The organism is Bacillus cereus group sp. MYBK101-2 (assembly GCF_051918845.1).
GTDB classification, from domain to species: Bacteria; Bacillota; Bacilli; order Bacillales; family Bacillaceae_G; genus Bacillus_A; species Bacillus_A paranthracis.
In genome coordinates this window covers 293,968-316,920 of the sequence record NZ_JBQAIE010000003.1, presented here as the reverse complement: position 1 = coordinate 316,920, position 22,953 = coordinate 293,968, and the positions used below count along the sequence as shown (strand labels likewise).

Here is a 22,953-nt window from a genome sequence, read left to right as displayed (position 1 = left end):
TTATTAGGCATGAGGCAAAGTCTCCTTTCATTTTAGGTTCTGGATAAACCTAGGGGGTACTTTGCCTTATTTTTTGCCTAAAAATGTTTACACATACTTTTATACATCATCAATATATCAGCGATTCTTTCATTTTATCGGCGATTTTCAAAATATATCAGCGATTGTATGTCGAATATCGATTTATCGACATTCAGCGACATGTTTCATCGTATTACTACCTATTAACATACTATTTCACCAAATGTAATTTTCATATTCGGAGCGTACACTACTGAAGAATGTATATGAAATGCTTTAAAAAATCGTAGTTCAACTTCATATTGAGCTAGCGCATCATCATATGTTAATCCTCTGTCTATTAAACGTCCTATAAATTGCTGTTTATCACCTGGATCTCCTGCAATCCCCTCTTCTTTTAATAAGCGATACAACTTTTCTTTATCATGATGATGTATATTAGAATCTAAAAAGTTCACCTTATCACTTACTCTACATTGAATATTTTTTACGCCTAGTTCACTTAAATAAATCGGTATTTTCATACCAATATTTCCATCTCTTCCGCTTCTCTGCGTGTCATTTTCAAATAACTTCTGCAAAGTGCCTAACCTAATAATTTCAGATTGATTCTCTCCATCTAAAAAGTATGAAGACATATTTGATATCCAATGTGGCTCAAAACAAATTATTTTCCCTCCACTTTTAACTGAATGCATCATTTTTTGTAGCATTGTTTTTGGTAAACTCATATGTAATAAGAAGGCATGACAGATTGCTATATCGTATGTATCGTTCAATTCAATTTCTGTAGCATCTCCCTCAAGAAATTCTGTCTCATATGGAAGTAAACGAAACAATTCTCTCGCTTCAGCAAGTAATGTTCCCCCGCTATCAATGCCTGTATACTTTGATCCTTTTGGAAGTAATGGCATTAATATTAAGCCTAAATAACCATATCCACAACCGTAATCAACGATATGTACTGGCTTAGTGATTCTCCAAACTGTATTTACTAAAAAGCTTACATAATCGTCGTTGTAATATAGATCTCTCGTATTCTTTAAATACGCTAGTTTACTGTTCCAATCGTACGTTTCCAAGTTTAACGCCTCCTTTTATATACCCCTATTACAATTCTCCATTTAATAAAAACATTCCTATGCTTTAAACAATCCTTCAAATATAGTTTTGATAATGTGAAAATACTGCTTACACCGTTCCTATACAAAATAAAAAAGGCATACATATCTGTAATGATATATACACCTTTTTATGTTACATCTCCTCAGGAGCATCCACCCCAAGTAAACGTAATCCCTCTTTTAATACAACTGTCACAGCATACACTAATGCTAGTCTACTGTCTTTCTCTTCACTCTCTTCTAATATACGCACATTCCCGTAATATTTATTAAACGATTGCGCTACATCTAATACGTATTTCGAAATAACCGATGGCTCATTTTTGTTACATGCTGCTTCAATTACTTCCGGGAATTTGTTTAGTAATTTTACGATATTCCAACTATGATCATCTTTTAATGCAAACGTACACGTTTCAAATTCTACACTTTCTTTTCTTAAAATAGAGCAAGCACGTGCATGTGTGTACTGTACGTACGGTCCTGTTTCCCCTTCAAATTTCAGCATATTTTCTAATGAGAATTCAATATTATGCATACGCTCATTTTTTAAATCGTGAAAGATAACTGCACCTACACCGACTTGCTTTGCTACTTCTTCTTTCTGTTTTAAATTTGGATTTTTCTCTTCAATATTTTGTTTTGCAAGGTCTATTGCTTCCTCAAGTACTTCTTCGAGTAAAATAACTCTTCCTTTACGTGTGGACATTTTCTTACCATCTTTTAAAATGAACCCAAACGGTACATGTTCCATGCCATCAACCCAAGTGTAGCCGAGCTTTTTTAATACAGTGAAAAATTGATTGAAGTGTAAACTTTGTTCTGGGCCAACTACGTATAACGCTTTATCAAACGCATATGTGTTTTGACGATATAACGCTGCCGTTAAGTCACGCGTTGCGTAAATCGTCGCACCATCTGATTTTCTAATTAAGCAAGGCGGCATGCCCTCTTCTTCTAAATTAACGACTAATGCACCTTCTGACTCTTCAAGTAAATCATGTTCCTCTAAAATCCCAATAAAGTCTTCCATTAAATTATTATAAAAAGCTTCTCCTTGAAAATTAGTAAATTCCACACCGAGAAGTTCATAAATACGAGAAAATTCTTTTAAAGACTCGTGACGGAACCAATTCCAAAGCTCAACAGCTTCTTCATCACCTTCTTCTAATTTCTTAAACCAAGCACGTCCTTCTTCTTCTAATTCTTCGTCGACTTTTACCTCTTCATGGAATTGAACATATAACTTAAATAGTTCACGTATTGGATCCTCTTTCACTACTGCTTCATTTCCCCATTTTTTATAAGCCGTAATTAACTTTCCAAACTGTGTTCCCCAATCCCCAATATAATTAATCCCTACAACTTCATACCCACATTTTTCAGCGATATGTTTCAATGAATTTCCAATCATTGTAGAACGTAAATGCCCCATTGAAAAAGGCTTCGCGATATTAGGAGAGGAATAATCGATAACAACCGTTTTTTCACATCCAAAATGATTTTGACCGTACTCTTCTTTCTCCGCTAAAATCGTTTTTAATACTTCATCACTTACTGTTTCACGATTAAAAAAGACATTTACGTAAGGACCAACAGCCTCTACTTTCGTAAAAAACGGATCACTTAATTTCTCTGCAACTTCCTTTGCGATAATAGCTGGTGATTTTTCATATTGCTTCGCAAGTGAAAAACATGGAAATGCAGCATCTCCGAATTCATCTTGTTTCGGTGTTTCAATTAAATCTAAAATTTGCTTTTGCGTTAATTCATTCGTAAAAATATTAGATAAACTTTCCGCAAACTGTGTTTTATAATCCATACTACAACCTCCTTATTTTTTTAAACACAAAAAACTCGTCTCTAAAAAAGAGACGAGTTTGAACCCGTGGTACCACCCTTGTTGTTCATTACGAACCACTTTCCCGTTTATAACGAGGACAGGGGGCCTCGGCTTACTCTACTATTCGTTCAAGAAGCATCTCCGAAGTGCGCTTCATCTTTTTCTTCCGCACTAGGCTCACACCATCCCTAGCTCGCTTTCCTTCTAAAAAAGACTACTCTCTTCATCACAGACAGTATATTTAATTAATTATTGCTTATTATACATCTTTTCAAACAATTAGCAAGGGTCAATTACACCAAAGTGAAACTTAGCACTTTTTCTTTTGTATACGTAAAAATTATGTTTTTCAAATCTAGAACTACGGAAATGGTCTTTCAGAACGACACGCTTTCTCGCCACTCGCTTCGCCTCCGCAATTGTTTCATCAGTAATATCATGATACAAAGCGAAATGTTTTAATCCTTTAATTCCGTCAGATTCTATGACAGTTTCTTCAAACATCGGATCGAGATAAACGATGTCATAGCTATTATCTTCACATTGTTTTAAAAATGCGAAGTGCTCCGTTTGCTTTACATCAATTCGTTGCATTGCTTCATCAATTTTAGAAACGGATGAAGACCATGTTTTCAAACCATTTTCCATAATATAAGCCATATACTCATTGCCTTCAAGTCCTGTTACTTTTCCGCTTTCACCAACAATATAACTAGCTACAATACTATCTGATGCCATCCCGAGCGTACAATCTAACACTGTCATTCCTCTCTCTAATTGCGTGGCTTGTACAAACGGATCGTGTTCTCCGCGCATTAACCTTTTCACACGAAACATCGCTGAGTTCGGATGAAAGAAAAACGATTCTTCCGTACCTTTCGGATAAATAGCTAATCGGTTCTTCCCTACGACAAGTACATCTTGTTCATACTGCTCATGCAGTTTATGTACTGGTATGTCATTACGTTTAACGAAAGAAGTATTTAATTCTGCTGCTACCCGGTTTGCATAATCTGTCATTTCTTTGTTCGTTCTTCCTGCTGTTGTTACTATCATTGTTTCACCTCTATATAAAGAAAAGAGGGAGATTTACTCTCCCCCTTCTTTAGCAATTCTTTTCGAAAGCTTGTTCTAAGTTCGTAATAATTTCGTCCATAGTTGCACCTTCAATTTCATGACGGTGAATGAAGTGAACAACTTCTTTTCCTTTTAACAATGCCATAGATGGTGAAGATGGAGGAATTTCTCCGAAGTATTCACGCATTTTTGCAGTAGCATCTTTATCTTGACCTGCAAATACAGTTACAAGATGATCAGGTTGTTTTTCAGCACGAACAACCGCTTGACCTGCTGATGGACGTGCTAAACCAGCTGCACAACCACAAACAGAATTTACAACTACTAAAGTTGTACCTGTTACGTTTTCCATAAATTCTGTTACAGCTTCTTCTGTAGTTAACTCTTCAAACCCAGAGCGCACTAATTCTTGACGCATTGGGATTACCATTTGGCGCATGTATTCTTCATAAGCATTTGACATCTTGTAATCTCTCCTTCAACTTTCATTCCAAATTCATCATATCACGCTCTATTAATAGGTGCAAAAGAAAGATAACGATGATTTTATTTTTTTGTAGGGATTTCACAAATCCCTTCGCGGCAATGTCCAACTGGGACAAGTTTTCTATTGTTAGCGATATAATCGTATACTTTACTTCCAAAACCAAGTACGATAGATAGCTTTATAAAAGGAACTGCAAACCAATAAGATGGAACGGCCTTTGCTAATACATGTATGCTATGAATGCCGTCATACCACTTATTATTTTTTAAAATATACAGTCTTTGTTCCATCTTACTTTGTAATTCTTGAGAAAGTTCATACTTCTCAACTACATCTTCATCTCGAAATGAAACAAATTTCATCTTACCCTTTTTATCTAATTTTTTCGTACGTTCTGCAACCGCCGTACACATCGGACACCAACTATCATAGAAAACAATCATACATTATTCCCCTTTACGAGACTCCGTCATTTGTTTCCATACAGAACCTTTTGCTTCTTCTCCGCCTTCAATACGCTCTAATGCTAGACGTGCTTGCATCGCTACTTCAAACTCTGGATCATCTTGCGCTGCTTTTAATGCTGGAATCGCACTTTCGTCTCCTAGTTCAAATAAGAACATCGCTGCACGCCAGCGTACTAATTTACTTGGATCTTTCAGAGATTTAATCATAACAAACATCGCTGCCGGATCACCTACATCTGATAAGCAATCACCCGCTGTACGACGTACACTTACTGAACGATCTAATAGCGCTTTATATAATAACGGCAATACTTCATCACCTTTTACCATACCTAAATATGCTGTTGCTAAACGGCGAATCGAAACTTTTTCATCATCTAACGCCATCTTCAACACTGGAATATCTTCTTCTGTAGGATCCATTTGTTCTAATGCTGCAAAACGTTTTTTCCAGTCAACATCTTTCATCATCTCTTCTGTTACTTTATATGGCTCACGCTTTTGAATCGTTACTTCAACAGCACCTGCTTGATTTAATAATTCTTTAACCGTTTCATTTACACGTTCTTCTGAATAAGCAGCAACAATTTCTTCTACTACTTCTTTCCCGATTTCTTCAAAATTACCGTAACGTGTACTTTGTTCCACCCATTTACGCTCTTTTACAACGTTTGGTGCAGACATTTGCACTTTCATAATTGATTCTTTAAAACGATCTGGTAAACCAACACGTTCTTCCGTCGTTCCATCTGTTAACTTTACTTGCATTGGAATTGTAAAGAACATTTGAACAAACACTTTCACTTCTCCAAAATGAGCAAGTTGTTGCTCTTCACTTTCTTCCACTACTTCTTCGCCAAAAACAGCACGAACTTGCTGTAATAAAACTTTCCAGTCATACTTTGCATTTCGCTCGACTGCTAAAAAGTCGGCTACATGATATACACCTTTAATGCCTTCAATTTTCAAAATTTCTTGCACTTGCATTGGTGCTTGTTCTTTATTTTCATTTGTATAATTATTACGTGCTCCTGATGGTAATACTTCATTCAAAATAACTTTCATTGTATTTGGACTTGGCGTCGGTTCAATTGCTTTAATCTTCACGTAAAAACTCTCCTTTATTGCATGTTCTTAGCTGTATTGTAACATGTTATCACTCTATACTCCTACTCGGATGCTTAATTTTACTATTTACTTTTCTACATTGCTGGAAAGTTTCATTCATTCTATTTTCACCTAATCATTCCATAACTATAGTTAAAAGTATAATTGACAATTACATAAAAAGGGATTAACCTTAACTCATAAAATGACCGAGGTCATTTTATGAACAAAGTCATTCAAAGGTGGAGTGATAACAAATGAACAATGTCATAATTATTGGTGGCGGTATTGCTGGACTTTGCGCAGCAATTTCCTTACAAAAAATAGGAATAGAAGTAAAAGTATATGATAAAAACAATGAGCCTACTGTTGCTGGTGCGGGTATTATCATTGCTCCAAATGCAATGCAAGCACTTGAGCCGTACGGAATTTCTGAGAGAATAAAAAAATTCGGCAACGAAAGTAACGGCTTTAAACTTGTATCCGAAAAAGGAACTATTTTCAATAAATTGATTATCCCAGCTTGTTATCCTAAAATGTACTCTATTCATAGAAAAGATTTACATCAATTGCTACTTTCTGAACTACAAGAAGATACTGTCGAATGGGGAAAAGAATGTGTAAAAATAGAACGAAATGAGGAAGACGCCTTAAAAATAGTATTTCAAGATGGTAGTGAAGCATTTGGCAATATACTGATTGCTGCCGATGGTATTCATTCTGTCGTTCGAAAACAAGTAACACAAAGGGATAATTATCGTTATGCAGGATATACGTGTTGGCGTGGCATAACTCCTACTAATAATCTTTCTTTAACAAATGACTTTATTGAAACTTGGGGAACGAACGGTAGATTTGGTATCGTCCCTCTTCCCAACAACGAAGTATACTGGTATGCGCTCATAAACGCGAAAGCTAGAGATCCAAAATACAAAGCTTACACAACAGCAGATTTATATAATCATTTCAAATCTTACCACAATCCCATACCATCTATTTTGCATAATGCATCGGACGTTCATATGATTCATCGTGATATTGTAGACATTATGCCAATGAATCAATTTTTTGAAAAACGCATCGTTTTTATTGGGGATGCAGCCCATGCACTTACTCCGAATTTAGGCCAAGGTGCTTGCCAAGCAATTGAAGATGCGATTATTTTGGCGGAATGCATCAAAAATAATGCCCATTATCGTCAAGCATTTTTAGAATATGAACAAAAACGACGAGATAGAATTGAAAAAATCTCAAACACTGCGTGGACAGTTGGAAAAATGGCGCAAATAGAAAGTAAACCTTTAACTATAGTAAGAAATGAAGTAATGAAACGTATTCCAAAATGGATTTCTGAAAGGCAAGCACATGAACTATACAACTTTCATTTATAATAAAAATAAGAAACAGCATTCTCTATCCTTCTTTCAATTACATTAAACTTAATCATGAAGTAAGATTTTATTTGAGATTATCTATTAAACATATATAATTGTTTGTGTTAGGAGTAGATTATATGCTGAGAGAAACGAGAAAAAAAGAATTAAAAGAACTTATATTCCTAAAAGCAGTACAACTCTTCCAAGAACGCGGGTACGAAAATGTAACGGTTCAAGATATTACTACTGCATGTGGGATAGCGAAGGGCACTTTCTTCAACTACTTTCCGAAAAAGGAGAACATATTATTATTTTTAGGTGATTCTCAAATTGAGCTATGGAAGGAAAGTTTAAAAACTTACGAAAATGTGGAACATCCAAAAGAAAGAATCAAACTTGTTTTAGGCGATTTACTGGATCGATTTACTGGACATGGTGATTTAATGAAGCATGCCGTCTTTGAGATTATAAAGTCAAACTACTTAGTAGAAAATGAATTAAAAAGTATACAACAGCTACAAGAGGGTTTGTCTTCAATTATTACAGAAGCGAAAGAGGCAGGAAAATTAAACAGTCAATGGGATATACATATTATCACTTCTACTATTATGAGTACTTATTTTTATACATTAATGTCCCATTCACTATTACATGCTAATGAAATAAACGTGAAAAATACACTCAACCAACAATTAGATGTTGTTTGGGAAGGGATCAATCAAAAGTGATAGAGGGCTATATTACTAAGCCCTCTTCTTACGATGCGCCCTCCCTCCTTCTCTCCAAAAATGTAATGCTCTCAATCACAACTTCCGTTATATATATTCTCTTTCCTTGATTATCCTCGTAATTCCTCGTATGAATACGTCCAGTAATTCCAACAAGTGAACCTTTCTTACAATATTCAGTTACATTCTCAGCTGACCTTCTCCATACGACGCAATTAATAAAATCTACTTGCGGCTCACCTAAGCTATTTCGAAAAGCTCTATTCACCGCAACACATACTCGTGCATACGCGACGCCTTGCTTTGTGTAGTATAATTCTGGCTCCTTTGTCAATCTACCGATTAATACAACTCGATTCATCATAAGTTATACCACCTCACATATTTTTCTTCATTGTAAAGAAAAATGTTTGAAGGGTAAAAAGCGTAAAATAATATATTTTAAAGTAAAAAAGATTATTTTTTATGCTATAAAAGAAAAAAAGAAACCTTACATATTTTAAACATGTAAGGTTTCAAAATTTATACTTCACTGCATGAAATGTAATATCCTCCACGGGCCATCTTTATTTCCGCACGATACAATACTTCTTCTAAGTAAAAAGTTATCGGTTTTACTTTACTCTCAAATTTCAGTTGTTCATTACATTCAGCTGCATAACTTTCAATAGCTGAAGTAATAACTTCTCCCGATGGATACGTTAAAGCATCATCTAGTTCTATGAAAAAACTTTTAGAAAATAGTTTTTTCATAATCCCTTTCTTCTCTTTCACCATATTCCATCCCCTTCAATTTAAAGTTACTAACATCCATATTATACCACATCATCAATTTATCTTTGAAAAACAAAAAATCCTGCATGAAAAATGCAGGATTTTTTATTAGTCATTTTTCGTAAAGTAAGAAACGAAACGAAGAATTTCTAAGTATAACCAAACTAATGTAAGCATTAGTCCCATTGCAGTGTACCACTCCATATATTTCGGAGCTTGACTACGTACACCATTTTCGATTAAATTGAAATCTAGTAATAAGTTTAATGCAGCAACTACGATAACAACTGCACTAATAATAATACCGATTGTACCACCTTGATGAATGTACGGAACCGTTACACCAAACATGTTTAGTAGAAATACGACTAAGTACATAACCATAATTCCAAGTGTTGCTGCCATCACGCCTGTACGGAATTTATCCGTTACTTTTACTACACGTGTTGCATATAACACTAACATTGCAAATAGAATTGAGATTGTTAGTAATACAGCATTTAAAACGATAGAATCGCCAAACTTCATTGTATAAACAGCTGAAATACTACCTAATACAACCCCTTCTACCGCCGCATAGATTGGTGCACCAAACGGTGAAATACGCGGGAAGAACATAGACGCAAATGCGATGATTGCCGCAACGATTAAAGCGCCAATTAATACTGGCATCTTCATCGTACCCTCTAGCATCTGTATGTATGAATAGACAGACGTTGCAAGTAGCAAGATAAGCATAATAAACGTTTTGCCTACTGTTCCGCCAATAGTCATCGCAGAAGCACTTGCTCCTTCTTTACGGAATGCCTCTTTTTTCAACATTGGATTAGATGTTCTCATTTTTTCCCTCCTAAAATAGGTTCTACCAATAGTGTAAAGTTTTTCTCTTTACTTTTCAATATATGCAGCTTGTTTTTATTTTAATCCTTCAACAATGTCCGATAGTTCACTCCATCTTTCCATCGTTTTTTCTAGCTCTTCTTCTGTTTTTTGTTGTGCTTCAGACAATTCTTGCGCTTTCGTAAAATCAGAACCAACATTCGCAAGCTCTTCTCCAATTGATTCTAGCTTTTCTTCAAGTTCCGCAATTGTATCTTCAATAGTTTCCCATTCGCGCTGCTCGTTATATGAAAGTTTACGCTTACGTTGTTGTTTCGGTGCTTCTTCTACTACTTTTTTCTCTTTCTGCACTTCCGCTTTCTCAATAAGTTCTCTCGTTTTTTCCATTTCTAAGTAATCCGTATAACTACCTAAAAATTCACGTACTTCTCCTTCTCCCGTAAAGATGAACAATTCATCTACTACTTTATCTAAGAAGTAACGATCATGCGATACAGTTAAAACGACACCCGGGAAATCTTCTAAATAATCTTCTAATACAGTTAATGTTTGTGTATCTAGATCATTCGTAGGCTCATCGAGTAATAGTACGTTCGGTTCTCCCATTAATATACGTAATAAGTATAAACGTCTTCTCTCGCCACCAGATAATTTGCCAAGCGGTGTACCATGTGAATGTGGTGGGAATAAGAAACGTTCTAACATTTGAGACGCACCAATTACTTTTCCGTCTGTCGTATGAATGACTTCCGCGATTTCTTTAATGTATTCAATCATACGTTGATTTAAATTCATCTCTTCATTTTCTTGCGTATAGTAAGCGATTTTTACTGTTTGCCCAACTTCAATTTCACCACTATCAGGAGATATTTTACCTGCAAGCATATTTAATAGCGAAGATTTCCCGCTTCCATTCGCTCCAATAATTCCGATACGATCGCCTGGTTTCACGATATGATTGAAGTTGTTTAATACTGTTTTATCGCCAAATTTTTTCGTTACATCTTTTAACTCAAGTACTTTTTTTCCAAGGCGACTACCGCTAAGCGCAATATCAACTGACTGTTTTGCAGCTGGACCTTCTTGACCTTTTAACTCTTCAAATCGTTGAATACGTGCCTTTTGCTTTGTCGAACGAGCTTTTGCACCACGGCGAATCCACGCTAGTTCACGGCGATATAAGTTTTGACGTTTTGATTCTTGTGCAAGTTCTTGTTCTTCACGAAGTGCTTTCGCTTCTAAAAACGTACTGTAATTCCCTTCATAACTATACAATTTTCCATTATCTAATTCGAAAATACGATTCGTCACACGATCTAAGAAATAACGATCATGGGTTACAAGTAATACCGCACCTGTGTACCTTGCTAAATATTCCTCTAACCACTCAACTGTCTCATGGTCAAGATGGTTCGTAGGCTCATCTAAAATTAATAGATCCGGTGTTTCAATAAAACACTGCGCCATCGCAATACGTTTTTTCTGCCCACCAGATAAATTTCCAACAGTTGCTGTGAAATCCGTAATTCCTAGTTTCGTTAATAACGATTTTGCATTCGCATTTGCTTCCCACGCACTCATTGCGTCCATACGTTGTTGCACTGCAAATAATTGTTCCTGTACCTTTTCATTACTTGGATCTTTTTCGATATGTAATAGCGCCTTTTCATAATCACGAAGAAGACGAATTAAAGGTGTATCACCATGGAAGACTTGTTCTAATACTGTTAATTGTTCATCAAACTCTGGTTGCTGTGATAAATAACTAATTGTATACCCACGTGAATGAGTCATATCACCTGTGTCAGGAATTTCTGCCCCTGCAATAATTTTTAATAAAGTTGATTTACCAGTACCGTTTACACCGATAATTCCGGCACGTTGTCCTTCTGCAATACTAAATGATAATCCATCAAATAACGGTTTCTCTCCATATGATTTTGATAAGTTTTCCACAGTTAACATTTTCATATTTGTGCATTCCACTCTTTCATAAATTGTTCAATAAACTGTTCCATATAACGATGACGAACTTCAGCCTCTTGTTTTGCTGCATTCGTATTCATTAAGTCTTTTAGTTTTAAAAGTTTTTCATAAAAATGATTTAAAGATGGGTCATTATTTTTTCTATACTCATCTTTCGTCATCACTTCACGAGGAGGAATAGTTGGATCATACATTAGTCTCCCTTTCGCCCCGCCATACGCAAATGTGCGAGCTATTCCAATTGCACCAAGAGCGTCTAAGCGATCTGCATCTTGAACAATCTTCCCTTCAATTGACTCCACTTTACCGCCATGACCACCTTTATAAGACATATTGGCGATAATATGAAGAACATGCTTACTTTCCTCTTCTTCAACATGTAACTCTTCTAACCAATCAGAAACTTTTTTCATTCCTGCTTCTTCACTTTCATTTAACTTCTCATCTGCCACATCGTGAAGTAATGCTGCCATTTCAATTATAAAACGATTTCCTCCTTCTTGCTCGGATAAAGAAATCGCCAGTTTATGTACGCGCTCAATATGATACCAATCATGCCCACTCGCATCTTTTTCTAAAATATGTTTTACAAAAGTAATTGTTTTTTCTATCTTTTCTAGTTTTGTCATTTTATCTTCACCCAGTTACTTATTGTAACACGCCCGCATTTTTTCATCACATATTTTCTTGTCCGCCCATACACTAGGTGGTAGGCATCATCATGAAGGAGGAATAAATATGTTCTATAATAATCAACCGCCTTATCCACAACAACCTTTTTACCCTCAGCAACAGGACCAAAGATACACAGAACAATATGAAGAACAAGAGCAACAATATGAACAAAATCCATACGCAACACCGCAAAATCAGGAACTTCAATATCCACAAAATCCATATACAGCGCCGAAAACTCAAGAACAACAATTTCAACAAAACTCATACGACACACGTCCAAATTATGAATATCCTCAAAATCCATATGCAGCACCGCAAAATCAGGAACTTCAATATCCACAAAATCCATATGTAACACCACAAACTCAAGAACAACAATTTCAACAAAACCCATATCCAACTCAGTCACAACAAACTCAAGTACAACAACAAATGTATCAACCAAGCTACGACGCACGTGTCTCACCACCTAAACCGCCAACATTAGATATTACACAACCACAAATTTTACCGCCTGGACCAACACTGGATATTACACAGCCTCAAATCTTACCACCTGGACCAATTACAGAACCAACGCAACAACAGATTCAACAAGTTGTCGGTACACAGTTTTTACCTTTAAAGAAACCTGTACTAGATTTCGTAAAACCTTGGGTAGATTATGGTTTAAATGAAGCGAAACATACATCACACAAACACGCTTTAACAGAAGTTGCTGCCATTATGTTTTTAGTTGGGAAAGGATTCAACCCGACGATTGCACATTATATTGTAGAATCTTGGGAGAAGAATGAGCAGTTTTAGAGTTGTTTATTTTATGTTCTGAAAAACTATAAAAGCGTCACAAGTGCCTGTTATACAAGCATTTGTGACGCTTTTTATTTATTATATTGTATTCTACTTCAAAAGGGTATTTCATATTTTTTCACATGTTTTTATATTATTCGTGAGCAAATAATAACCTTTTAATTAAACTGTATTAGCTTGAATTCTAATTTAAAACGATTCTTTTAACATAAATTTCTACGATAAATCTTGAATTATAATCATTTTGATAAATAGCTATTACCGTTCCCATTGTTGAACTTGCGTACGGAAAATATACCTTCCTATCACTTTAAAAAGGGAGTGGGCGACGCTATAGGTGATGAATTATTAGGACTTGCAGATGCAGTTATCCATCCAATTGACACATTTAATAACACGATTGAAGCCGTTTCTCACCCAGTCGAGACGTTCAATGCGATAAAACAAGCAATTTCTGATTCTTGGAATCGTGATGTTACCAATGGTGACTCGTATAGTGGTGCAGAATGGTATGGAAGCGCGGCTGGTCATACTATATTGGCTGTTGGACAACTATTCTTAGGAACAAAAGGCGTGGATAAAATTGCAATGTTGAACCCTGGCACAAAATCAGCTGAGATTTCACGAACTGCTAATCAAAGCTTGCAAGACGCTGCATTCGTAATTACAATGAGTTTGCTTTCGCTGGTGGAAATAATATACGCTCTGTATTTAATACACCTGATTTTAGAGCAGCTGAGGAAAAGCTATCGACCTATCAGTTTGCTACAGGAGAAAATACCACTACTGTGAAATCCGGTGATATCAGTTCGCTTACTCCAGGAGGTGGACTAGCCGCACATGAAGCTAGGGGTGGACATTTACTTGAACGACATGTAGGAAAAACGGATGAAGAACTATTGCAAAGAATGCAAAGTGATCCTAGAATAACAGGTGCATCTACTTTTACTGATAGGGCATCAGCTGAAAAAATAGCGACTACCGTCTTGAATAACCCTCGTAATCAAGTACGCATTCAAAGTTGGTTAAATAGTCCAAGAGATAATAAATTAATTTTACGTTATCATGGTACTGAAATAATTGGACGAGGTGTAATAAGAGGTTCTACAACAGTTGAAGATATGTCAAATGCAAAAATTGTACTGAAGAAGGATATAAATGGAAGTTTTATTTTAACTGGATATCCATCTTGATAATAGGAGGAAGATTATGTTATTAGAAGACAATTTCGATAATCTCGAAGATGATGAGGTATTTCAATTTCTAGCGGGTACTTTTCACCAAGATACTTCCTATGAAGAAGCGCTCCAAGAATTACTAGAAGAGGTATCAAAAGAGTATTTGCAAGATGCTGTTATTTTTCTAACTGAATTTATTCAAAGCGATTATAGTAATACAGAAAAAAATGAATACATACGGTATTCTGCAGATGGAATATATTTTGATGGGTTAGAAGTAACACCATTAGAATGGCTTGAACAAACAGTTAAAACGATAAAACAAGCATTAAAAAATAATTAGTAAAAATTGACCGCCCGTAATAGGCGGTCTTTTGTTCATATTACTTCACATACACATAGGCTTTATTTACAATTACATAAATTGTTAACGAAAAGATGAAGATAGAATGGCCTACCTATTCGTTTGTTTTTAGATGGTAACGGTAAAATTATTTCTGCATTTCCAAGACAAGGTCGATAATTTAATTTTTAAGGGAGAAAATAATATGGATTACAAATTTGAGTTACTTAGTACAGGAAGTTTAGTTATTAGACTACCAAAGGAATTCGATATTTTAGAAGCTTTTTTAAATGTAGAGGTATCTGAATTCGGTGATTGGATAGCAGAAACTGTAGATAAAGTTTTAAATGAAAAAAGTGATTATGAAAAAATAAGTGCGAATATTTTTAGGGCAGATGTTCGAAGAGATAAAACTGTTATATTTAATAAGTATGATGAAGATGAAATCGAAATCCCTCTTGAAATAGAAACTATTACATTAAGAAATCTAATAGATATTTGGTTAAATGAATACACAAAATTGAAAACCGAAAAAAATAACAATTAGTAGTAGTCAACCTTTCTCCCTCTTTCCTTAATCCCATTCATTTGGTAATATAAGTATAATTATAGTGGGAAGTGAATTACAATCAAAAAATCACTAAAAATCACAATAATTGTCAGCGTAATTCTTGTCGGTATGGCTTCTTGCGCAGCTATAAAATTCATACATACAGCAAATCCTTTAATGTCAATGACTCCCCAAGAAAAGCAAGAAATTAAAAATAAAGCAAACAAAGCTACGATAGAATATTTTAAGAAAGAAAAAAATATTGATGTTACTATTACAGATACTGAATTTTCAAGTGAATTGGGCGGATTAAAACTTTTTGTTAACGGATATATTTCTAATGATAAAAATAAAACTTTTTCAGTTGTAGTATCTTCTACCAATGATTACGAAGTAAGAGAACTTTCCTCACCATAAAAAAGAGAGCTATGTGATTTCAGTTAACCACCTAAACAGGGATGTCCAGGCTTCAAAACCGAATGAAAAATAGAGGTGGTTACAAATGAAAAAACTCCTTTTAATAACGTTATTGGTTACTTTAGGTTTAGGTTCGTACACTATATATCAAATTTATAAGGCTACCCACCCTTATAGTGAAAAAGAACAAAATGAAATGAAAGAAAAAGCATCACAATCCGCTATCGAGTATTTTAAAAAGGAGAAAAATTGGGATATTACAGTGACAAAAGTAGAATTTTCTACAGATATCTCTCGTAGTAGGCTTGAGGTATCTGGCTATATATCTGGTGACAAACAGAAGAAGGTTTCTGCAAGTATAGATTACAGTAATGATTATACAGTTGGTAGTATAAGTTATTAACATTACAAATTGACTTTTTTCTCTAATAGCATTTTCACCCTCTATAATATCAAATACATAGACAAAACCCAGATAAAGATTATAGTTAAACTTTGTCTGGGCCTTGTGTTTCATACTCTCCCCATTAATTCAATTGCTTTACAATTAAAATAAATGATTAAACCCTCTACCTCATATCAATTCGTATAGACCTTTTCACAGTCCTGTCATCCTCGCAAATTAAAACATACTTTTTTGAAAATAAAAAACTCATAAAATTAGCACTCCAAGACTCCTTTAAATCTCGATTTTTTCTCAAATCTTCTTTTCTAAAATAGTATTAAATTAATCTCGTCTTCCGCTTTTCCATCCGAATTACTTTTCCACTTTGATATACAAATGATTGTTCACCAAATCCACTTTTGGGTGGTTCTATTAGCTGAACCTGACCATTTTCAACAACATATATTCCATTTATACCCAAATCGATTTTAGCTGTCATTTCAACAAGATTTTCTTTTCTAATTCCCACCAAGATTACTCCCATATGCTATAATTACTTTGTCGAAGTAAGTGGTTTTATTCACCCACCACGCAAGTAAAGGTGTGAAAATTTTCGAGTAATATGAATAAAAGCCGAATTGAAATTCTAAAAATGAAAGCAAAAAGAACTGGTAGTAGAAAAGAACTGATAGACGAACTTTCTAATATTGTTACAGTTTCTATGGACTCATTTATGGAGCCAGAATCTAATGATTTATTTTGTAAAGACTTATTTAATACGCTAACACAAACTTCAAACATAAAAAACTTTGGTAGCACTAATTATGAAGAAAACAGAAGACTATCAATAGTACTGTTAAAAGAAACAGCTAAAACCATTAAATTTCCAGTTGATCAAGGGAGACTCTTTTTCTCTAAGGGTGGTAAATTTGAAGCAGTTAAACTGAACATTGGTGAAGTATTTGAGAATTTAGAAGAGTTATCAACCATATCAAGATTTCTAACTGGATATGCAGATTTTGTATTAGCTGGGGATGATTTAGAATTCGGGATCGTTATTGAACGCACTGAATATCACTACGAATTCAGTATGTGGGGTGTATCCACAATATGAAATACGAAAATACAAAAGACCACTTCAAAATGAGAGTGGTCTTTTTATTACTTTATCTATCAGTTTTTTCAAATCCCACTTATCAATACTCTTTTTAAGAACGTTTCTTCCTAGGACCTATAATCAATTTAATCGCCGTTCTTTCTTGATCATTAATAGTAACCTCTTGAAATGCTGGAACAAAGGCTAAGTCAATACCACCTGGAGCAACAAATCCTCTTGCGATTGCAATTGCTTTAATTGCTTGGTTTAATGAACCCGCTCCAATCGCTTGAATTTCTACATTTCCACTTGTTCTTAGTACACCTGCTATTGCACCTGCGACTGAATTGGGGCTTGATTTTGAAGATACCTTTAATATATTTTCCATGTAAGTTGCTCCCTCTATTATTTAATTACTCTTTTGTTACCGTATAAAATATTTCAACGTATCTTTAACTACTATTCACACCAAAAGCAAACAATACTACATATGTACATTCATTCGATACTTTTTGTCTTCTTCCTGCTGTGCTACGTAAATAAAGGTCAACGACTCCAAACCTTATATATACAAATATTTAAAAGACATAAATTCACTTAAACAATCACATTATTGCAACCGAAGATAATGGTTTTATTTTTGCAGGTGTTACTACAATATGAAAAGCATCCCTGCTGCATTTCAAGAATTCTCTACCAAATACTTAACCTTTGTGCCTTCAAAAATTCTCATTGTACCTTTTTGTTAATCTAATAAACATGAAAAAGTACCGAACTTTACTACTACAAAAGTTCGGTACTTTTTTCTCATTCTTTCTTACTCCTCCACATAAACTGACTTAACAATTGTACGACTATAAGGTTGTCCTTCTTTATTCATCCCTTTTATATCCATCGTAACGTTATATACTCCTGGTTGCTTTATATCCTTCAAAGCACCAGTAAACGTATTGTTATTAACATTTTGTAATTCATTATATTCAGAGACTAGTTTCCCTTCTTTATTCACGACTCTTACTGTTATGGAAAGATCCCCCTTCATTTCAGGTGCTACAGGTGATTTTTTCAGTTTATACTCAGGTTTATTTACTTTAACTTTTGTAGGCATTTGAAGAACAAATGGTGCGCCACTCTTGTAATCGCTTACAACTAAATATGCATCTTTCGACTGCTTCGCCATCATTTTAACTTTCCATTCTCCTACATCCATTTTATCAAATTTAAATGTTCTAATTGTTGCGCCACCAAAGAAAGATTCATCTTCACCAGTAGTTATAACACTATCCTTATTTGTATACACTTTTCCTTTTGGTGATATCATTTGTACTTCTACATCCGACGAAGCAGTTAATATTGAAATAATTCCTTCTGCCTTTTTATCAACCGCAACAGTTTGCTCTATCCACTGATTTTGTGGCAATTCTCCTCCTAAAATGTTTTGATTTGAAGTTGTATTTAATTGTTCTATATTTTCATTTGAACTAGTGCTGGATGCTGCTAAAGCTGGTACGGCTACATTTGATGTACGTAAATATGGTTCAATTCGCGAGAAAACAGCTGATCCTTTTCGTATATTATCATGATCAAATCTGGAATCTGTAAATAAATGAGTTCCATACGGCAGCTTAGCACTCCATTCATTTACTAGTCCATCATTTGAACCGTATGATGACAAATATAATCCGCCCATGGATAACGCCGAGAATACAGGGCCCCAACTAGTTCCCGTAACTGTATAATAACGGTTTAATTTAGCTGCTGGATTATTATCAATCGTTGAACGAAATTTTGCCATTTCGCCCATTTGTAATGAGTACGTACCATCATCTTTTTGACCTAATATAGAAGCAAGCCATCCTGCCCACCAACTATATGATAAATCCGCTAAGTTTGATCCATGATGTGGCGTCGCAAGTGTAATAACATTTCCGACAAATCGATTTGCCCCATATTCTACTAATGCAGCTTGTGTATCGATACCACCTTTACTATGTGCTACAATATTAACTTTTTTACCGAAATGATTATATATTTCTTCTAATTTTTGTGCTAACAATTTTCCGTTGTCCCACTGACTAGCTGATCCTTTTCCAGCAGCATCATATAATTGTATAAATACTGTTTGATAGCCTGCTTTCAAAGCATAGTCATACATATCATTTATATCGTGATATACTGTCTTTCCATACCAACTATCAGCATTCCCATTCCTTCCTTGTACAAAAAGAATTGGAGGTTTATTCTCATCATAATTTGCAGGTTTTTGCCCTAAAAACCAATCTCCAGGTGTAAAGACTTCTTGATCTGGAAAGCCTGTTTTAAGCTCTTTTACAACTTCTGCTCGCACATTTGTGCTAATCATTGGAACCATGATAAAAAATACAATTAGTAAGGCCACACATCTTCTCATCAATCGCATGTTACTCCCCCCACTTTTTTTGAAAGAAGGTGCTCTTTGTAATTTTTTATCTTCTTTCTTAATACTAGATAATCTTTTTACTTAAACAAAATCTTGTTCCTATTCTCAAGAGATTACTAGTACCCCTTCTTCCTTAACACACGTTATTCTCTTTGTTTCTATCTCTTCCTTTTGAGAGAACACTATAAAAAAGTTTCTCAATAATTGTTAACCGTACTAAATCCAAATATCTCTTAATCATCATTGTCTATATAAAGTATACAAATCTTGAAAAAACTTTAGAAAAATAACACTTTATTACTACCTAGTTATAAAAAAAGAGGAATGAAGATATGTACTTTTATTTAATTTAATACAAAACAAACGAATAGAAGCTTATGCTGTAAGACTTTCCTACGACGAAAGATTAAACTGAAATTTCTAAATAGATAATAAGGTTTTCAGAAACATATATTATGATAATTTTCGCAGACTTGAATTAAACTTTTAGAAGTACTAACCTAGCGGTGAGCAGAAGAAAATTCTGTAAAAAGAAAGGAGAATGCTTTATGATGACCGATTTACAAAAGGAGTTTTTTAAACGATTAAAAATTCCTGCAAAAGAAATAACATTTGATGATTTAGATGAAATTCTCTTACAAATGGGATTGATTCTCCCCTATGAAAATCTCGACATTATGGCTGGTACTATTAAAAACATCTCAAAAAATAACTTAATAGAAAAGTTACTTATTCAAAAACGAGGCGGTCTTTGTTATGAATTAAACTCCTTATTGTATTACTTTTTAATGGATTGTGGATTTCAAGTATATAAAGTAGCTGGTACTGTTTATGACCTTTATGGAAATAAATGGAAACCTGATGATGGTCATGTCATTATCATATTACATCATAATAATAAAGATTATGTTATAGACGCCGGTTTTGCCTCTCATCTACCTTTACATCCAGTCCCTTTTAACGGAGAAGTCATCTCTTCTCAAACGGGTGAATATCGAATTCGCAAACGAATTACCCGAAAAGGTACACACATTTTAGAAATGAGAAAAGGAGCTAACGGGGAATCTACAAATTTCTTGCAATCTGAACCTTCAGATGAATGGAAAATAGGCTATGCCTTCACTTTAGATCCAATAGATGAGAAAAAGGTGAATAACATTCAGAAAGTCATTGTAGAACATAAAGAATCTCCTTTTAATAAAGGGGCTATCACTTGTAAATTAACTGATTATGGTCACGTATCATTAACAAATAAAAATTATACAGAAACCTTTAAAGGCACTAAAAACAAACGACCAATAGAATCAAAAGATTATGCTCGCATTCTTCGTGAATCTTTTGGAATAACGCAAGTAAAATATGTAGGAAAAACACTCGAAAGAGGATAGTTGATTAGAAGTATTTCATAATAAAGCAGATTCCATATTTAGAATCTGCTTTATTTTATATTTTGTTATAAAGAAATTTGTTTTGCTCTTATCCTTTAATTTTCAATGATATACTCATCATCATATTTATCGTATTGGAGCCCTGACCCTATTTTTGATTCCGTAACTTGATCTCTTAAAAACGGTGCAGCTTCCATTTTGCTAGTTGCAATTTCAATTCCATATTTCTTCGTTAAATGGGCTAATTCTATTAAAAACCACTCTCTTCGCAATGTAACTGGAATATCAAATGTCCTTCTTTTCATATATAATAGCACCTCTTTAATTTTCATAACTTAAAAAACATTATAGTATATGCATGTCCATTTTAAATGTGCTATTAATAAAATATAATTTTAGTTTACATAAAATTATTATGTAACAGTAAAAAGAGGCTTGTCCTCCTCTTTCTACTGCAAAGATTTAAATTAAGAACATCTTGGTACACCGAAAGCTAAGAATAAACCTGCTACTCCCGCTGTAATCGGTACTTTCAAAGTAATTACATCGTCTACCTTCGTTACTAGAAAGTAAGCATTACCTTCTTGTAACACACAATTCACTAACAATTGAAATTCCATTCAAATCTCCTCCTTTCAATCGATATACTATACTTTATGAATTCTCTTTAAAAACGTAATAGGAAATATATCTATTTTTCCTTATATACAAAATAAATGTTTATAAGTCTATTAAAAATATTAATTTTCTAAATTTATATAAATCGTGTAATATCCAGTAAGTTCCTATATAATCAATAATGAAAATCTTACAAATGGAGGTATAAAAATGGCGATTTTGAGTAATATTGGTGCAGCTTTATTTTTAATTGCTTTTATTCTTTTAATCTTATGTATTATTTCATTTTTCAAGAAAAATGGAAAAGCAACACAGTATGGTCGTCCTACTGTTATTCTTTTTATGATTTCGATTATATTGATGGTAACTGGCTCAACAAATTCAGAACATCCAGTCATCGAATTTTTTACTATTTTAAGTTTCATTTTATTTATTTTCTTCCTTGTACTAGCAATCTTATCTGTAATTAAAAAGACAGGTGTAGCAAAAAAACAATTTATTATCACTGCTATTTTATTTGTTATTTTTGGTGCGTTATCAAGTATTTCAAATCCTACTTCTGAAAAAACGACAGCAACTAGTAAAAAAGTTGCTTCTAACACTACAGAACAAAAAGATAGCGACAAAAAAGAACTAGAAAAAAAAGAAGCAGACGAAAAAGCTCAAAAGCAAGAAGATGAGAAGCGTCAAGCCGAGGAACAAGCTCGTAAGCAAGAGGATGAAAAACGCCAGGCTGATGAACAAGCTCGTAAACAACAAGAAGAACAAAAACGTCTTGCTGATGAACAAACTCGTAAACAACAAGAGGAACAAAAACGCCAGGCTGATGAGCAAGCTCGTAAACAACAAGAGGAACAAAAACGCCAAGCTGATGAACAAGCTCGTAAACAACAAGAAGAGCAAAAACGCCAAGCTGATGAGCAAGCTCGTAAACAACAAGAAGAGCAAAAACGCCAAGCTGATGAACAAGCTCGTAAACAACAAGAAGAGCAAAAACGCCAGGCTGATGAACAAGCTCGTAAACAACAAGAAGAGCAAAAAACACAGCAAACTCAAACACAACCTGCTTCAGGAAATACTAGTAGTGCATATTACAAAAATTGTGCCGCAGTTAGAGCTGCTGGGAAAGCGCCCCTATATAAAGGACAACCAGGTTATGCCTCACATCTTGATCGTGATGGCGATGGAGTCGCATGTGAAAAATAGCAATAAAAAAGAAGCTTCTAGTAAGCTTCTTTTTT

The 22,953-nt window shown here is 34.4% G+C and carries 26 protein-coding genes, 1 pseudogene and 1 other annotated feature; of the genes and pseudogenes, 11 read left to right on the top strand and 16 right to left on the bottom strand.

Translation table 11 applies throughout. The annotated features are described in order from the left end of the window. Positions 1-224: 224 nt before the first annotated feature. From ACTFSI_RS10845 to ACTFSI_RS10820, 6 genes are all read right to left on the bottom strand, one after another. Positions 225-1,103, bottom strand: coding sequence for a class I SAM-dependent methyltransferase (locus ACTFSI_RS10845; RefSeq protein ID WP_138322088.1), 879 nt, complete (start codon positions 1,101-1,103; stop codon positions 225-227). A gap of 175 nt (positions 1,104-1,278) precedes the next feature. Next, positions 1,279-2,967: an arginine--tRNA ligase gene (gene argS / locus ACTFSI_RS10840; protein ID WP_000385002.1), complete on the bottom strand. Its 1,689-nt coding sequence runs from the start codon at positions 2,965-2,967 to the stop codon at positions 1,279-1,281. A gap of 45 nt (positions 2,968-3,012) precedes the next feature. Continuing rightward, positions 3,013-3,227 (bottom strand) — a binding site (T-box leader). 40 nt (positions 3,228-3,267) lie between these two features. Then, complete coding sequence (locus ACTFSI_RS10835; protein WP_000637469.1) at positions 3,268-4,044, bottom strand: class I SAM-dependent methyltransferase; 777 nt, start codon at positions 4,042-4,044, stop codon at positions 3,268-3,270. Positions 4,045-4,093: 49 nt separating this feature from the next. Next, complete coding sequence (locus tag ACTFSI_RS10830; RefSeq protein WP_000063713.1) at positions 4,094-4,528, bottom strand: BrxA/BrxB family bacilliredoxin; 435 nt, start codon at positions 4,526-4,528, stop codon at positions 4,094-4,096. An 83-nt stretch (positions 4,529-4,611) separates the two neighbouring features. After that, a complete protein-coding gene (locus ACTFSI_RS10825; RefSeq protein ID WP_000634875.1) occupies positions 4,612-4,995 on the bottom strand; it encodes a thiol-disulfide oxidoreductase DCC family protein in 384 nt (127 codons plus the stop codon). 3 nt (positions 4,996-4,998) lie between these two features. Next, positions 4,999-6,126: a conserved virulence factor C family protein gene (locus tag ACTFSI_RS10820; protein ID WP_000692584.1), complete on the bottom strand. Its 1,128-nt coding sequence runs from the start codon at positions 6,124-6,126 to the stop codon at positions 4,999-5,001. A 257-nt stretch (positions 6,127-6,383) separates the two neighbouring features. Here ACTFSI_RS10820 and ACTFSI_RS10815 point away from each other — a divergent pair, with 257 nt between their 5' ends. Together ACTFSI_RS10815 and ACTFSI_RS10810 are read left to right on the top strand one after the other, a co-directional pair. Beyond that, entirely contained in the window at positions 6,384-7,517 is a 1,134-nt protein-coding gene (locus ACTFSI_RS10815) for an FAD-dependent monooxygenase (RefSeq protein ID WP_001066846.1), read from the top strand. Between the two features lie 122 nt (positions 7,518-7,639). Further along, complete coding sequence (locus ACTFSI_RS10810; RefSeq protein WP_138322089.1) at positions 7,640-8,230, top strand: TetR/AcrR family transcriptional regulator; 591 nt, start codon at positions 7,640-7,642, stop codon at positions 8,228-8,230. A 28-nt stretch (positions 8,231-8,258) separates the two neighbouring features. On the opposite strand, the gene ACTFSI_RS10805 is transcribed toward ACTFSI_RS10810, so the two are convergent. The 5 genes from ACTFSI_RS10805 to ACTFSI_RS10785 form a co-directional block, all read right to left on the bottom strand. After that, a complete protein-coding gene (locus ACTFSI_RS10805; RefSeq protein WP_138322090.1) occupies positions 8,259-8,594 on the bottom strand; it encodes a single-stranded DNA-binding protein in 336 nt (111 codons plus the stop codon). Positions 8,595-8,752: 158 nt separating this feature from the next. Further along, the gene (locus ACTFSI_RS10800; protein WP_138322091.1) at positions 8,753-9,007 is read right to left on the bottom strand and encodes a DUF4318 domain-containing protein; all 255 of its coding nucleotides are present in this window, start codon (positions 9,005-9,007) and stop codon (positions 8,753-8,755) included. Positions 9,008-9,112: 105 nt separating this feature from the next. Next, positions 9,113-9,844, bottom strand: coding sequence for a Bax inhibitor-1/YccA family protein (locus ACTFSI_RS10795; protein WP_138322092.1), 732 nt, complete (start codon positions 9,842-9,844; stop codon positions 9,113-9,115). A gap of 75 nt (positions 9,845-9,919) precedes the next feature. Continuing rightward, positions 9,920-11,815: an ABC-F family ATP-binding cassette domain-containing protein gene (locus ACTFSI_RS10790; RefSeq protein ID WP_000783207.1), complete on the bottom strand. Its 1,896-nt coding sequence runs from the start codon at positions 11,813-11,815 to the stop codon at positions 9,920-9,922. Continuing rightward, complete coding sequence (locus ACTFSI_RS10785; RefSeq protein WP_000163595.1) at positions 11,812-12,459, bottom strand: HD domain-containing protein; 648 nt, start codon at positions 12,457-12,459, stop codon at positions 11,812-11,814. Before ACTFSI_RS10785 ends, ACTFSI_RS10790 begins: the two co-directional genes overlap by 4 nt. Positions 12,460-12,568: 109 nt before the next feature. On the opposite strand from ACTFSI_RS10785, the gene ACTFSI_RS10780 reads away from it, so the two are divergent. From ACTFSI_RS10780 to ACTFSI_RS10755, 6 genes and pseudogenes are all read left to right on the top strand, one after another. Next, positions 12,569-13,315 carry a hypothetical protein gene (locus ACTFSI_RS10780; protein WP_000499672.1) on the top strand — a complete coding sequence of 249 codons (747 nt, stop codon included), beginning with the start codon at positions 12,569-12,571 and terminating at the stop codon, positions 13,313-13,315. Positions 13,316-13,621: 306 nt separating this feature from the next. Continuing rightward, positions 13,622-14,511 (top strand): annotated as a pseudogene (locus ACTFSI_RS10775) (RNase A-like domain-containing protein); the annotation flags it as partial. 16 nt (positions 14,512-14,527) lie between these two features. After that, entirely contained in the window at positions 14,528-14,839 is a 312-nt protein-coding gene (locus ACTFSI_RS10770; protein ID WP_000923400.1) for a contact-dependent growth inhibition system immunity protein, read from the top strand. Between the two features lie 205 nt (positions 14,840-15,044). After that, entirely contained in the window at positions 15,045-15,386 is a 342-nt protein-coding gene (locus ACTFSI_RS10765) for a hypothetical protein (protein WP_000384716.1), read from the top strand. Positions 15,387-15,518: 132 nt separating this feature from the next. Continuing rightward, positions 15,519-15,806, top strand: a complete 288-nt coding sequence (locus tag ACTFSI_RS10760) for a hypothetical protein (protein ID WP_014481644.1) — start codon at positions 15,519-15,521, stop codon at positions 15,804-15,806. An 85-nt stretch (positions 15,807-15,891) separates the two neighbouring features. Then, positions 15,892-16,209 (top strand): hypothetical protein, encoded by a 318-nt coding sequence (locus ACTFSI_RS10755; RefSeq protein ID WP_000734956.1) that lies wholly within the window; start codon positions 15,892-15,894, stop codon positions 16,207-16,209. A gap of 319 nt (positions 16,210-16,528) precedes the next feature. On the opposite strand, the gene ACTFSI_RS10750 is transcribed toward ACTFSI_RS10755, so the two are convergent. Next, positions 16,529-16,720, bottom strand: coding sequence for a DUF3954 domain-containing protein (locus ACTFSI_RS10750; protein ID WP_000512861.1), 192 nt, complete (start codon positions 16,718-16,720; stop codon positions 16,529-16,531). Between the two features lie 93 nt (positions 16,721-16,813). Between ACTFSI_RS10750 and ACTFSI_RS10745 the strand changes: the two genes are divergently transcribed. Next, on the top strand, positions 16,814-17,305 hold the full coding sequence (locus ACTFSI_RS10745; RefSeq protein WP_002021215.1) for a YxiF family protein: 492 nt from the start codon (positions 16,814-16,816) through the stop codon (positions 17,303-17,305). Positions 17,306-17,399: 94 nt separating this feature from the next. On the opposite strand, the gene spoVS is transcribed toward ACTFSI_RS10745, so the two are convergent. Then, on the bottom strand, positions 17,400-17,675 hold the full coding sequence (gene spoVS, locus ACTFSI_RS10740) for a stage V sporulation protein SpoVS (protein ID WP_000427804.1): 276 nt from the start codon (positions 17,673-17,675) through the stop codon (positions 17,400-17,402). Between the two features lie 429 nt (positions 17,676-18,104). Beyond that, complete coding sequence (locus tag ACTFSI_RS10735) at positions 18,105-19,706, bottom strand: esterase/lipase family protein (RefSeq protein WP_138322094.1); 1,602 nt, start codon at positions 19,704-19,706, stop codon at positions 18,105-18,107. A 548-nt stretch (positions 19,707-20,254) separates the two neighbouring features. Here ACTFSI_RS10735 and ACTFSI_RS10730 point away from each other — a divergent pair. Further along, positions 20,255-21,094 carry an arylamine N-acetyltransferase family protein gene (locus tag ACTFSI_RS10730; protein WP_138322095.1) on the top strand — a complete coding sequence of 280 codons (840 nt, stop codon included), beginning with the start codon at positions 20,255-20,257 and terminating at the stop codon, positions 21,092-21,094. Between the two features lie 95 nt (positions 21,095-21,189). On the opposite strand, the gene ACTFSI_RS10725 is transcribed toward ACTFSI_RS10730, so the two are convergent. Together ACTFSI_RS10725 and exsG are read right to left on the bottom strand one after the other, a co-directional pair. Next, positions 21,190-21,399 carry a hypothetical protein gene (locus tag ACTFSI_RS10725; RefSeq protein ID WP_000830253.1) on the bottom strand — a complete coding sequence of 70 codons (210 nt, stop codon included), beginning with the start codon at positions 21,397-21,399 and terminating at the stop codon, positions 21,190-21,192. Between the two features lie 162 nt (positions 21,400-21,561). Beyond that, positions 21,562-21,714, bottom strand: a complete 153-nt coding sequence (gene exsG / locus ACTFSI_RS10720; RefSeq protein WP_000395675.1) for an exosporium protein ExsG — start codon at positions 21,712-21,714, stop codon at positions 21,562-21,564. A 208-nt stretch (positions 21,715-21,922) separates the two neighbouring features. On the opposite strand from exsG, the gene ACTFSI_RS10715 reads away from it, so the two are divergent. Continuing rightward, positions 21,923-22,918 (top strand): excalibur calcium-binding domain-containing protein, encoded by a 996-nt coding sequence (locus ACTFSI_RS10715; RefSeq protein WP_044792579.1) that lies wholly within the window; start codon positions 21,923-21,925, stop codon positions 22,916-22,918. Positions 22,919-22,953: the final 35 nt, after the last annotated feature.